9 protein-coding genes, 1 tRNA gene and 1 other RNA gene are annotated in these 12,591 nt (G+C 72.5%); 5 read left to right on the top strand and 6 right to left on the bottom strand.

Annotated elements, in window-relative coordinates:
- Nucleotides 1-9: 9 nt before the first annotated feature.
- Nucleotides 10-106, bottom strand: an RNA gene (gene ffs, locus AC0VX4_RS09795) — signal recognition particle sRNA small type.
- A 134-nt stretch (nucleotides 107-240) separates the two neighbouring features.
- Here ffs and AC0VX4_RS09790 point away from each other — a divergent pair.
- Both AC0VX4_RS09790 and AC0VX4_RS09785 read left to right on the top strand, forming a co-directional pair.
- Nucleotides 241-326, top strand: a tRNA-Ser gene (locus tag AC0VX4_RS09790).
- Nucleotides 327-544: 218 nt separating this feature from the next.
- Complete coding sequence (locus AC0VX4_RS09785; RefSeq protein ID WP_475464322.1) at nucleotides 545-2,107, top strand: alanine/glycine:cation symporter family protein; 1,563 nt, start codon at nucleotides 545-547, stop codon at nucleotides 2,105-2,107.
- An 87-nt stretch (nucleotides 2,108-2,194) separates the two neighbouring features.
- On the opposite strand, the gene poxB is transcribed toward AC0VX4_RS09785, so the two are convergent.
- Nucleotides 2,195-3,910, bottom strand: a complete 1,716-nt coding sequence (gene poxB / locus AC0VX4_RS09780; protein ID WP_475464321.1) for a ubiquinone-dependent pyruvate dehydrogenase — start codon at nucleotides 3,908-3,910, stop codon at nucleotides 2,195-2,197.
- A 130-nt stretch (nucleotides 3,911-4,040) separates the two neighbouring features.
- Nucleotides 4,041-4,937: an HAD family hydrolase gene (locus tag AC0VX4_RS09775; protein ID WP_387101081.1), complete on the bottom strand. Its 897-nt coding sequence runs from the start codon at nucleotides 4,935-4,937 to the stop codon at nucleotides 4,041-4,043.
- Nucleotides 4,938-5,051: 114 nt separating this feature from the next.
- Between AC0VX4_RS09775 and AC0VX4_RS09770 the strand changes: the two genes are divergently transcribed.
- The 3 genes from AC0VX4_RS09770 to AC0VX4_RS09760 all read left to right on the top strand — a co-directional run bounded on the left by AC0VX4_RS09770 (nucleotide 5,052) and on the right by AC0VX4_RS09760 (nucleotide 8,649).
- Nucleotides 5,052-5,984 carry a TspO/MBR family protein gene (locus tag AC0VX4_RS09770; RefSeq protein WP_387101079.1) on the top strand — a complete coding sequence of 311 codons (933 nt, stop codon included), beginning with the start codon at nucleotides 5,052-5,054 and terminating at the stop codon, nucleotides 5,982-5,984.
- 147 nt (nucleotides 5,985-6,131) lie between these two features.
- On the top strand, nucleotides 6,132-7,517 hold the full coding sequence (locus AC0VX4_RS09765) for a thermonuclease family protein (RefSeq protein WP_387101077.1): 1,386 nt from the start codon (nucleotides 6,132-6,134) through the stop codon (nucleotides 7,515-7,517).
- Between the two features lie 109 nt (nucleotides 7,518-7,626).
- Nucleotides 7,627-8,649, top strand: coding sequence for a thermonuclease family protein (locus AC0VX4_RS09760; protein WP_387101075.1), 1,023 nt, complete (start codon nucleotides 7,627-7,629; stop codon nucleotides 8,647-8,649).
- A gap of 93 nt (nucleotides 8,650-8,742) precedes the next feature.
- Here the strand turns inward: AC0VX4_RS09760 and AC0VX4_RS09755 are convergent, their stop codons facing one another.
- The 3 genes from AC0VX4_RS09755 to AC0VX4_RS09745 form a co-directional block, all read right to left on the bottom strand.
- Nucleotides 8,743-9,840 carry a YihY/virulence factor BrkB family protein gene (locus AC0VX4_RS09755; RefSeq protein ID WP_387101073.1) on the bottom strand — a complete coding sequence of 366 codons (1,098 nt, stop codon included), beginning with the start codon at nucleotides 9,838-9,840 and terminating at the stop codon, nucleotides 8,743-8,745.
- A 106-nt stretch (nucleotides 9,841-9,946) separates the two neighbouring features.
- On the bottom strand, nucleotides 9,947-11,365 hold the full coding sequence (locus tag AC0VX4_RS09750) for an L-serine ammonia-lyase (protein WP_002856673.1): 1,419 nt from the start codon (nucleotides 11,363-11,365) through the stop codon (nucleotides 9,947-9,949).
- 184 nt (nucleotides 11,366-11,549) lie between these two features.
- Nucleotides 11,550-12,464 (bottom strand): NUDIX hydrolase, encoded by a 915-nt coding sequence (locus AC0VX4_RS09745; protein WP_475464320.1) that lies wholly within the window; start codon nucleotides 12,462-12,464, stop codon nucleotides 11,550-11,552.
- Between the last annotated feature and the right edge of the window lie 127 nt (nucleotides 12,465-12,591).

The raw sequence follows: 12,591 nt of genomic DNA, 5'->3' as shown, positions 1-12,591 counted from the left end.
CCTGGGGAAAGTGAAGACCCCTCACGCACCTGCCAGAGCCCACCTACCCTTGCTACCTTCCGGTCCTGGGGGAGTTCAGCGAGATGACACCACGTGAGGGGCCGTCGAAGAGTCTAGCAGTGAGCGTGCCCAGCCGCACCTCGAGCGGCGGCGGGCCGGGGCCGAAATTGGCGCCCCGGGCGCGTGTCTGGTTATGATGGAGCCTGCCCTCGCGCGGTCCGCCGCCTGAGGGCGCACCAAGGAGGATTCGCCTAGCGGCCTATGGCGCACGCCTGGAACGCGTGTTGGGTTAACAGCCCTCGGGGGTTCAAATCCCCCATCCTCCGCGGACAAGCCCCGGGACCCCAGTGGTTCCGGGGCTTTTCGCATGTCCGGGACCGCTGTCGACGGGGCACGGCGCGCCCGGACTCCTCATCCGCCGCGCTGGATGCGAGACGGGGGTCACATTTGCGCGTATCCTTCTCCCCAGTCGTCCGGGACCGCCGGCGGCCGCCGCTCGGAGCTCGCACCGCACCGGCCATCCCCACCCCGATCTGGAGACCCCATGTCCTTCGCAGATCTCATCACCGCCGTGAACGACGTCATCTGGTCCCCGGCCCTGATCTGGCTCTGCCTGATCGTCGGCCTCTACTTCACCATCCGGACCATGTTCCTGCAGTTCGTGAATATCCCGGACATGGTGAAGCAGCTCCGCGAGGGCGAGGACTCCGCGGACGGCACCTCGTCCTTCCAGTCCCTCATGATGTCGCTCGCCGGGCGCGTCGGCATGGGCAACATCGGCGGCGTCGCCACGGCCATCGCGTTCGGCGGCCCCGGCGCCGTGTTCTGGATGTGGGTCATGGCCCTGCTCGGCGCCGCCACGTCCTTCATTGAGTCCACGCTCGGCCAGATCTACAAGGAGCGCGACCCGGACACCGGCGAGTACCGCGGCGGCCCGGCGTACTACTTCGAGAAGGCCTACAAGCACACGGCCGCCGCCCCCGCGTTCAAGGTGTACGCCATCCTGTTCGCCGTCGTCACCGTCTTCGCCACCAGCTACTTCCTGCCGGGCGTGCAGGCCAACGGCGTGGCCGCGGCCGTGGGCGAGGCGTGGGCCGTGCCCGCCTGGGTCGTGGCCCTGGCCATGGTCATCCTGCTGGCCTTCATCGTCCTGGGCGGCGTGAAGCGCATCGCGACGTTCGCCGTCTACGTGGTGCCGGTGATGGCCGTGCTGTACATCATCCTCGCGCTGATCGTGCTGTTCCTGAACTTCGACCAGATCCCCGAGGTCTTCGGCTCCATCTTCGCCAGCGCGTTCGGTGTGCACGCCGTGTTCGGCGCGATCCTCGGCCTCGCCATCCAGTGGGGCGTGAAGCGCGGCGTCTACTCCAACGAGGCCGGCCAGGGCACGGGCCCGCACGCCGCCGCGGCCGCCGAGGTCTCGCACCCGGCCAAGCAGGGCTTCGTGCAGGCGTTCGCCGTGTACATCGACACGCTCTTCGTCTGCTCGGCCACCGCGTTCATCATCATCTCCACGGGCGCCTACCGGGTGTACTCGGACGGGTCCGGCTCCGGCTTGCTGTTCGAAGGCATCGTCTCCCCGACGGCCTCCGAGGGCCCGGCCTTCGTCCAGACCGGCTTCGACGCCGTGTTCTCCGGCTTCGGCCCCACGTTCGTGGCCGTGGCCCTGGCGTTCTTCGCCTTCACCACGATCGTGGCGTACTACTACATGGCCGAGGTCAACCTCGTGTACCTCACGCGCAACCTGCGCAACGGCATGGTCCGCCGCGTCGTGCTGCGCTTCCTGCAGGCCCTGATCCTCGTGTCGGTGGCCTACGGCGCCGTCGCCACCACGGGTGCGGCCTGGGGCCTCGGCGACATCGGCGTGGGCTCCATGGCCTGGCTGAACATCCTCGGCATCCTCGTGCTGCAGGGCCCGGCCCTCAAGGCCCTCAAGGACTACCGCGCACAGAAGCGCCAGGGTCTCGACCCGCAGTTCGACCCGCGCCCGCTCGGCATCCGCAACGCGGACTTCTGGGAGCACCGCGCCGACGGCCTGATCACCCAGGGCGTCGCCGGCACGGCCGAGCACCCGATCGTCGCCGAGGGCGGCGCCCACCGCGCCTGACGGACCGGCGGGGCTGGGCCCTCCCCGCCCCACCACGACGACGGCCCGGACGCCGCCAGCGTCCGGGCCGTCGTCGTGCGCGGCAGGTCAGAACAGCTGGCGCAGGTTCGCCTTGGCGAGGTCGAGCAGCTTGGTGCCCTTGCCGTCGAGGACGGTGCGCATGGCGTAGAGCGCGAAGCCCTTGGCCTGCTCGAACTCGATGCTCGGCGGGATCGTCAGCTCCTGTCGCTCGGTCTTGACCACCAGCAGCGCCGGCCCGTCGTGGGCGAGGAAATCGCGCATCACCGCGGGCAGGTCCGTCGTGTGGTCCGCGCGGAAGCCCTTGATGCCGACCGCCTCCGCGATCGCCGCGAAGTCCGGGTTCTCCAGGCCCGTCCCATAGGGGACGAACCCGGCCGCCATCATCTCGAGCTCCACGAAGTTCAGCGAGTCGTTGTCGAACACGAGCGTCTTCACGGGCAGGTCGTTCTGCACGAACGACAGCAGCTCGCCGAGCATCATGGCCAGCCCGCCGTCGCCGGCCATCGCCACCACCTGGCGGGTGGGGTCGACCGCCTGGGCGCCGACCGCCTGGGTGACCGCATTGGCCATGGAGCCGTGGGACAGGGAGCCGATGATCCGGCGGCGTCCGTTCATCGTCAGGTACCGGGAGGCCCAGATCACGGGGGAGCCGACGTCGGGCAGGAACACCACGTCGTCGTCGGCCAGCTCGTCGAGGAGGCGGGCCACGTACTGCGGGTGCACGCGTCCGCGGCCCGGGGTGGCCAGCTGGTCGAGGTCCTTGCGGGTCTTGGCGTAGTGCTTGAGCGCCTTGTCCAGGAACGCCGACGAGGAGTTCCCGCGCAGCAGCGGCAGCAGGGCCTGGGCCGTCTCCTTCACGCCGCCCACGAGCGGCACGTCCACGGCCACCCGCCGGCCGATCTGCTCGCCGCGCACGTCCACCTGGATGACCGTGGCGTCCTCGGGGTAGAACTGCCGGTACGGCAGGGACGAGCCGAGGATCAACAGCGTCTCGGCCTCCTTGAGCGCGTGGTAGCCGGAGGCGAAGCCGAGCAGGCCGGTCAAGCCGACGTCATACGGGTTGTCGTACTCGATCCGGTCCTTGCCGCGCAGAGCGTGGACGATCGGGGCCTGCAGGCGCTCCGCCAGGGCCACGACCTCGTCGTGGGCGCCGGCCGCACCCGCGCCGGCCAGGATGGTGATCCGCTTGGACGAGTCCAGGGCCTCGGCGGCCTCGCGCAGCACGGAGTCGGCCGGGATGACGCGGGACGGCGTGTGACGGATCACCTCGGGCTTCGCGGAGAGCTCGGTGAGGGCCACATCGCCCGGGATCACGAGCACGGCCACGCCCCGCTGCTCGACGGCGGCCCGCATCGCGGTGCGCAGCATGCGGGGCATCTGGTCCGCCGAGGAGACGTGCTCCACGTAGACGGAGCACTCGCGGAACAGGTCCTGCGGGTGGGTCTCCTGGAAGTAGCCCGAGCCGATCTCCTCCGAGGGGATGTGCGCGGCGATCGCGAGCACCGGGGTGCGGGAGCGCTGCGCGTCGAACAGGCCGTTGATCAGGTGGAGGTTGCCTGGACCGCACGAGCCCACGCAGACCGCGAGCTCGTCCGTGAGCTGGGACTCGGCGGAGGCGGCGAAGGCCGCGGTCTCCTCGTGCCGGGTGTGCACCCACTGGATGCCGCCGTGGGAGCGCAGGGCCTCGGTCAGCCCGTTGAGGGAGTCCCCGGGCACGCCGTACATGCGGCGCACGCCCGAGGCGTGGAGGGTCTCGACGATGTTCTGGGCGACGGTGGCCACGGTGGAACCTCTCTCTGGTCGGGAGGCGCCCGGGCCGGTGCGGCAGGGGCGCGGCATTCCCTTCCACGCTAGGGGTCGAGGTCCCGGCCCGGGGAGGGCCGGCCGCCCGCAGAGGGGGCGTCCGGCCTGGTCAGCGCAGCAGGTCGCGCTCGACCCAGCGCAGCAGGGACTCGCCCGCCCGCTCGTGGACGTCGTCGGCGTCGCCGATGCCGCGTTCGGCGAGGATCGCCGCCGTCACCACGCCGTAGGGCTTCTCGGGGACGCCGTCGGCGGGACGCACGTCCATGTGCTCCACGGCCAGTCCGCGCTCGTGCAGCCGGTCGGCCATGGCGTAGTCGCTGCGCGAGTCACCCGCGGTGAGCCAGCGTTCGGGCACCGGGGTGCCCGCCTCCGCCAGCAGGTCGAAGCAGCGCTCGACGCCCAGGTCCTTGCCCGAGGAGCGGTGCTCGACGTCCACCGAGATCACCGAGGGGGCCACGCGCACCTCCTCGGCGAGTCCGCGCTCGGCGAGCAGATCCTCGACGCGCGCGGCGACGTCGTCGCGCACCCGCTCGTACTCCGTCTGGTCCGCGCCCACCGTCTTCTCGAGGGAGACCATGGCCAGCTTGGTGCGGTCGGTGAACTGCAGGTCCCCGGCGCGCTCATCGTTGAGGGCCCAGATCGCGTCACGGGTGTCCGCGTCGATGGCCATGTCCGGGTCGGTGCGGAGCCAGTCCGGGGTGGTGCCGTCCACGGTGACGTCGGGCAGGTCCCCGGAGGGCACCGCGGAGAACGGGAACCACACGGCGCCCTTCTCGCAGATCGCGTGGAAGGGAGCGTCGTCCGGGAGGCCCGCGTCGCGCAGCGGGGCGATCAGGTTGTGCAGGAGGAAGTCCGTGGAGCGGCCCGTGTTGAAGCCGACCGGCACCCCGCGCCGCGCGAGGCGGACGAGCACGTCGATGATCCCCTCCGGCACGGTCCGGGTCTCGGTGGAGGCCACGGGGCCGTCCACGTCCAGCAGGAGTCCGATCGGGGAGGAAGTGCGCATGCTCCCACCCTAGGCCGCGGTGGCCCGTGCCCGCGATGGGCCCGGCGGCTACGCTGACCCTGAGACCCGCCCCACCCGGGGCGCACCCCCGACGATCACCCCACGGGAGCACCCATGAGCACCGCCACCGACCTCGGCCCGTCCCGCAGCCCCTTCGGCCCCGACGCCGCGGCGCGCGTCCCCAGCTCGGGGACGGGGCTGTCCTCGACGGGCGGCCGGGTGGCCATGCTCCTGGTCGTGATCCTCGCGGTCGTGGCCGCGTTCCTGGGCTCCGGCGTCGTCGGCGGCCTGACCCCCGTGGCCGAGGCCGCGGGCGGCTGGCTCGGCCCGGACGCCACCTGGGTGTCCCCGGCGACCCCCGCGTTCGGCATCTGGTCCGTGATCTACGCGGGCCTGCTGGCGTACGCCGTGTGGCAGTTCCTCCCCTCGGCCCAGTCCGCCCGCCACGACCGCCTGCGACCGTGGATCCTGGTCTCGGTGCTGCTCAACGCCGCGTGGATCTGGACGGTGCAGGCCGGGCTGCTGGGGCTGAGCGTCGTGGTGATCGCGCTGCTGCTGGCGTGCCTGGCGTGGATCCTGGTGCTCCTCGAATCCGTCCGCGCGCACAGCTGGGGTGAGCGGATCCTCCTGGACGGGGTGCAGGGCCTGCATCTGGGTTGGGTCTCGATCGCCGCCGTGGCGAACCTGGCCGCGTGGCTGGCCTCGACCGGCGTCGTCGGCGATCCGGGGCAGTCCTCCCTCTGGGCGAAGGTGATGCTCGTGGTGGCGGTGCTGATCGGCGCGTTCACCGCCGTGTACAACGGCGGCCGCCCGGCTCCGGCGTTCGCGCTCGCGTGGGGCCTGGTGTGGATCGGCGTCGGCCGCGCGGACGGCACGGGGCTGCTCTCGGGCAGCCTCGCCCTCCTGGCGTGGGGCGGCGCCGCGATCGTCCTGCTGTGCTGGCTGGCCGCGCTGCTGCTCTCCCGCCGGTCCGCGACGGGCGAGGCCCGCGACCTCGTTCTCGACGCCCTCGACGGCGGCGGCGACCCCATCGACGGCCGCCGCTGACCCCGTCGTCGTTGACGGAACGGGGACCGGTGCTGTCGTGACGTGCGGCAACACCTGTGCCTCCCCCATGCGATGATGTGGTGATCCGAAGGCCCCGCCTCACGGCGGGGCCTTCGTCATGTCGTCATCGATCCTCGAGGAGCCCTCATGCCCCCACGTCTCCGCGGGCGCGCCAGTCTGGCCGCCGTCGCGCTGTCCGCCCTGCTGCTGACCGGCTGCACTCCCTCCGAGCCAGCCGAGGCCGGCATCCCCTCCACCGGTGACGGCGGCGCCCCCTCCGCGCAGCCCGTCGTGGCCCAGCCCTCGAGCACGCTCGAAGCCGGGGATCCCGCGACCGTCGTCCGCGTGATCGACGGCGACACCATCGTGGTGCGCAGAGACGGGCAGGAGGAGACGGTCCGGTTGCTGAACATCGACACCCCGGAGACGAAGCATCCGAACAAGGCCGTGCAGTGCCTGGGGCCGGAGGCCACGCAGGCCCTCGAGACGCTCCTGCGCCCCGGCGACGACGTGGTGCTGCGCTACGACCTGGAGCGCACGGACAAGTACGGTCGCACGCTGGCCGGGGTCTTCGAAGACGAGATGCTCGTGAACGCGGAGATCGCCCGGCTGGGCCTCGGCGTGCCGGTGGTCTTCGATCCCAACCGCCGCTTCTACCCGGAGGTCCTGGCGGCCTGGAATGAGGCCGAGGGGGAGCAGGCCGGCCTGCACCAGCCGGACCTCGCGTGCTCCCTGCCGGTCATCACGGACGCCGCGGCCGCGGAGCCCGACGAGACCCTGATCGGGGAGCTCGCCACGGTGCTCGCCGTCGTCGCCGCCGGCGAGCAGCCGTGGATGGAGGCCCACTACAAGGACGAGCTGGACCGCGTGCAGCGCGTCGTGGACGACCACCGCCGGCGCACTGACGAGGCGGCCGAGCAGGCGCGGGAGGCGAAGCGGCAGGCTGACCAGAAGGCCGCGGCGGAGCAGGCCGCGGCGGAGCAGGCTGCGGCCGAGGAAGCCCGGGCGGCTGAGGCTGCGCGGGAGGCTGAGGCTGCGCGGGAGGCTGAAGAAGCGCGGGAGGCTGAAGAAGCGCGGGCGGTTGAGGCTGCGCGGGAGGCCGAGGAGCAGTCCGCGGCGGAAGCGGCGGCTGCTGAGGCCCGCGCTGCGGAGGAGGCGGCAGCTGAGGCTGCCGAGTCGCGTGCCGAGGAGACGGAGGTGAGCACCTGGGCCGACACGTCGTCCAGCGGCTCCGGCTCGAACTCGAACAAGGCGCCCAACCGCTGCTACGACCCGGGTGGCGAGACGTTCGAGTACTGCGGCGACGAGGAGTCGTCGTCGGACTCCACCGTCGAGGCGGCCACGTCCGGCGACACGGGTTCGGTGGCCGGATCGGGCGGGGTGTGCCCGGACGGGTACCCCGTGAAGGCGAACGACAACTCGGGCATCTACCACGTGCCCGGCCAGCAGCACTACGGCAAGACCAACGCGCGCAACTGCTACGCCTCCGCCTCCGCGGCGCAGGCCGCCGGCTACCGCGCTTCCAAGCGCTGACAGTCTGCGGGGCGACCCCCGCCGACCATGCGATGATGTGGTGCTCCGAAGGCCCCGCCTCACGGCGGGGCCTTCGTCATGTCCCCGTCCCTTCCCCTCCAGGATCCTCGTGCCCCTTGCCCGTCTGCGCGCGGCGCTCCTCGCGGCCGCACTGTCCTTGCTCCTGCTCACCGGCTGCACCGCCACCGACGACGGCGTCACCCCGGCGAGCGCCGCCGACACCTCCGCGTCGGTCAGCACGATGCCGACGACGCCCACCCCGTCCGTCGACGCGGCTGCGACGAGCCGTGCCGCTGCGTCGTCGCTGGCTGCCTCTTCCTCCGCCGCGCAGAGCTCGCGCGCCGCAGCGTCGTCCTCGATCAAGGCTGCGCAGTCGCGTGCCGCACGTGCCGCGGAGGAGTCGCGTACTGCTGAGGGCTCCCGCAGTGCCGAGCCGGCGGCGTCCGCCGCCCCGGCCGACGTCGAGGGAGACGTGGTCACGGTCGAGTCGATCTCGGACGGCGACACGCTCCGCGTGACCCTCGGCGAGGTGTCCACGCGGGTGCGCCTGCTCAACATCGACACCCCCGAGACCCGTCACCCTTCGAAGCCGGTCGAGTGCATGGGCCCGGAGGCGACGGCGGCGCTGAAGTCGATGATCAGCCCCGGCGACACGGTGGTGCTGCGGTACGACCGCCGGCTCTACGACCGCTATGACCGCCTCCTCGCCGGCGTGTACGCCGACGGCGTCCTGCTCAACGCCGAGATGGCCCGCCTGGGCTACGGCGAGCCGGCGGTCTTCGACGGCAACGACCGTTTCCTGCCTGAGGTCGAGGCGGCGTGGGAGGAGGCCCGGGCGAACGGCGTCGGCAGGTTCTCCGGGGAGTGCGGCACCGCGGCCGAGCCCATCCCGGAGGCGGCCCCCGCCCCGGAGGCGGCCCCCGCACCCGAAGCCGCCCCCGCGGCCGGCGACGCGGGGCCGGTGAGCGGAGCCGACTCCGTGTGCCCGGACTCCCACCCGGTCAAGGCCAACGACAACTCGGGCATCTACCACGTGCCCGGTCAGCAGCACTACGGCAAGACCAACGCGCGCCACTGCTACGCCTCCGCCGCCGCGGCCCAGGCGGACGGCTACCGCGCGGCCCAGCGCTGAGGGCCCCGCGCACGACGACGGCCGCCCACCTCGCCAGGTGAGCGGCCGTCGTCGTCCGTGCCGAACGTGCGCTCGGCGCTGCGCCGAGTGCGGTCAGCGGCCCTCGTGGACGGCCCGCAGCTCGTAGCCGCGCTCCTCCACGGTCGTCTGCTTCTCGGCGCGCTTCTCCACCGCGGCCACGTCCTTCGGGGGCAGCTGCACCCGAGCCTCGGCGGGCAGGCCGGCCTCGAGCTGGAGGGCACGCTCCACCTCGGCGTCGACCTCCAGGCCGAGCAGCAGCACGATGTTGAAGATCCACAGGGCGAACAGCAACGCCATGACCGTGCCGATCGCGCCGTACGCCGAGTAGCCGGCGAACTGCGTGAAGTACACGGACAGGGCCACCGCGGCCAGCACCATGCCCACCAGCGCCACGATGTTGCCGGGACCGAAGAGGTGGAAGCGCGGCTTCTGGACGTTCGGGGTGGTGTAGTACAGGGTCGCGATCAGCACCAGCAGGATCAGGACGACGACGGGCCACTTCACCCACGCCCACACCGGCAGGAACGTGTCCGAGAGGAAGTTCACCACGCCGGTCATGCCGAGCGGGCCGGCGATCGGCTGGAGGAAGCCGTCCACGAGCGAGCGGTTCAGCGCCAGCGAGATCAGCACGGCCACGATGCCCACGATCAGGATGAGCGTGGTGAGCAGGTTGGTCAGCGTCAGCTTCACCAGGCCGCGGCCCTCCTCGTAGCCGTACACCGTGTTGGCCGAGCGGTTGAACGCCTTCACGTACGCGGAGGCGGACCACAGGGCGGTCGCGATGCCGATGATGAGGGCGATGATCCCGCCGCCTGAGCCGGCCGAGTCGCTCATGGTGGTCACCAGGTTCGTGACGAGCGGCTGGTAGTCGCTCGGGACCAGGCCGGTCAGCTGCCCCAGCAGATCGTCGATGGCCCCGCGGTTGGAGGCGAGCACGAGGGACAGGATGGAGAACACGGCCAGCAGCGAGGGGGCCAGTGAGAGCACCAGGTAGTAGGTGAGCTTCGCGGCCAGGTCGGTGCCGCCGTCGTTGCCGAACTCCTTGAGCGCGCGCGTGAGCGCGTACTTCCAGCCGGCGCCGTCGAGCTTCACGCCCTTGAGCCTCTCGGCACGCTGGTCGGGATCGATCTTCGCGGCCTCCAGGGTCGCGTCCACAGGATGAATGGCCACGTCGGTCCTCTCGCGCTCGGGGCAGGGTGGGGATCGGGCCCCACGGTAGCGGACGGGTGCCCCGTCCGTCCCGAGCGGAGCGGCGCTGGGCCGTGGACCCGGGCGATCAGCACTCGATGACGTTCACGGCCAGGCCGCCGCGCGAGGTCTCCTTGTACTTGGACTTCATGTCCGCGCCGGTGTCGCGCATGGTCTTGATGGCCTGGTCCAGGGTCACCCGGTGCGAGCCGTCCCCGAGCAGCGCCAGCCGGGCCGCGTTGATGGCCTTCACGGACGCGATCGCGTTGCGTTCGATGCACGGCACCTGGACGAGGCCGCCCACGGGGTCGCACGTCAGCCCGAGGTTGTGCTCGATCCCGATCTCGGCCGCGTTCTCCACCTGGTCCACGGTGCCGCCGAGCACGGCGCACAGCGCGCCCGCCGCCATGGAGCAGGCCGAGCCGACCTCGCCCTGGCAGCCGACCTCGGCGCCGGAGATGGAGGCGTTGCGCTTGTACAGGATGCCGATCGCCGCCGCGGTGAGCAGGAACTCGACCACCTTGTCGTCCCGCTCCTGCTGCGTGGCGCCCTCGGGGAGCACGAAGCGCATGTAGTAGAGCATGACGGCCGGGATGATGCCCGCGGCGCCGTTCGTGGGCGCGGTGACGATGCGCCCGCCCGAGGCGTTCTCCTCGTTCACCGCGAGCGCGAAGAGGTTGACCCACTCCATGGCCCACATGGGGTCGGTGCGGTTGGTGGTCTGCAGCAGGTGCTCCCGCAGCGCGGGGGCCCGACGGCGGACCTGCAGTCCGCCGGGCAGGATCGGCTCAGTGCGGGTCACGCCGTTGTGGACGCATTCCTCCATGACGGCCCAGATGGCCAGCAGCTGGGTGCGCAGCTCGTCGAGGTCGTGGCGGGTGGCCTCGTTGGCGAGCATGAGCTCCGCGATGCTCAGGCCCGCCTCGTGGCAGCGGACGGCGAGCTCGGCGCCCGTGGAGAAGGGGTACGGTTCGCCGGTGTCGCCGTCGTCGGCGCGGTTGACGTCCCTGGTGGCGTCCAGCTCGGCCTCGAGCTCGTCCGAGGTGACCACGAAGCCGCCGCCCACCGAGTAGTAGTCGCGGGTGTGGAACTGTTCGCCGGCGTCGTCGTAGGCGGTCAGGCGCATGCCGTTCGGATGCCCGGGCAGGGACTCGCGCATGTGCAGCGTCAGGTCGCCCCGCCGGTCGAAGGCGATCTCGTGGCGCCCGTCCAGGGGCAGCCGACCGCCCGTGACGATCTCCTCCACGAGCCCGGTGCAGGCGTCCGGGTCGATGGTCTCGGGGTCCTGGCCGGCCAGGCCGAGCAGCACCGCGGTGTCCGAGCCGTGGCCCACTCCGGTGGCCGCCAGCGAGCCGAACAGCTCGGCGTGCACGCGGGCGGTGCGCTCGAGGACGCCGTGCTGGCCCATGCTGTCCGTGAAGCGGCGGGCGGCGCGCATGGGTCCCACGGTGTGGGACGAGGACGGGCCGATGCCGATCGAGAACAGGTCGAGGACGCTGAGCGCCATGCAGTGCTCCTAGGGTGCGAGCGGGACGCGCGGTGGCCGGGGGTGCGGGCCGGCCGCGCGGAGCCGGGTGATCCGGTGCAGACCAGACTAGGGGCACGGGGCCCGGCAGGCCATGGGGCCGCGGCTCGTGGTCCGCGGTGCTCTCCGGCCCGTCGCCCGCCGCACGGACCGGAGCCGGGAGCGCTCAGAGGATGTTGTCCTTGGACTCCTCCACCTGCGCGGCCGCACGGAACGCCGTCAGGTCACGCAGATACTCGTCCGCGTGGGGGAACACGGGCCCCTGCCCGGCCACGAGCATGACCCCCTCGAGGGGCTCGAACCGGGAGCGGCCCGCGTGGATGTCCCCGCCGGCGTCGACCAGGGTGCGCAGCTGCCACCACGTGGGGGCCATCAGGTTGACCTCGCCGGCCCGGAAGCGGCGCAGCAGCTCGGCGGGCGACGCCCAGCCGTGGCTGGCCGCCTCGGAGGACATCCGCTCGGGGGACTGGCCCTGCGGCAGGTGGACGGCGAAGAAGAACGTGTCGTAGCGGCGCGGGCCCCCGTGCGGGGTGATCCACCGGGACCACGGCACGAGCGCGCCGGCGTCGGGGCGCAGCCCCTCGCGGTCGAGCAGCTCCCCGAAGTCCACCTCGTGGCGCTCGACGGCGTCGCGCAGCTCGTCGGGGAGCGCGGCCACCCGGGCCGGGTCCACGGGGGCGCCGGTGTCGGCGTCGCGGGCCAGGAGCACTCCGGTCTCCTCGAACGTCTCGCGGACGGCGGCGGCCAGCACGCGGCCGGCGCCCTCGGCGGGGTCGAGCTCCGTGAGGGTGCCGTGGGCGTCCACGGGCTCGTGCGGCAGCCCCAGGCGCCGGCCCCAGTCGGTCAGATCCGCGCCCTCCCACAGCCGGTCCGGCAGGTCGTCCGCGGGGTCCACGCGGCCGCCGGGGAAGGCCGTGGCGTGGGCGCTGAAGGCCATGGTCCCGGCGCGGCGGACGGTGAACACCGAGGTCTCGCCGCCGGCCCCGGGCCGGACCAGCACGAGGGAGGAGGCGGGCACCGCCGGGACCCGGGGCCGGTCCTCGGCGGCCGGCGGCTCGGCGGGCGGGACGGCGGGGCTCACGGTGCCTCCTCGGTTCGGGCGATCATGGTCCGGACGCACGGGCCGACGACGGCGGCCCCGGCCGCTCCCGCGCGCGGGTCATGCGGCCCGGACGTGCGCGGACCCGTAGTCTGTAGCGTAAGTCACC

Source organism: Micrococcus sp. 63XJN7_8_ISO-PGPR-S23-253 (assembly GCF_056173425.1).
The sequence above is the reverse complement of the archived record's forward strand: the minus strand, read 5'-3'. Positions and strand labels throughout refer to the sequence as shown.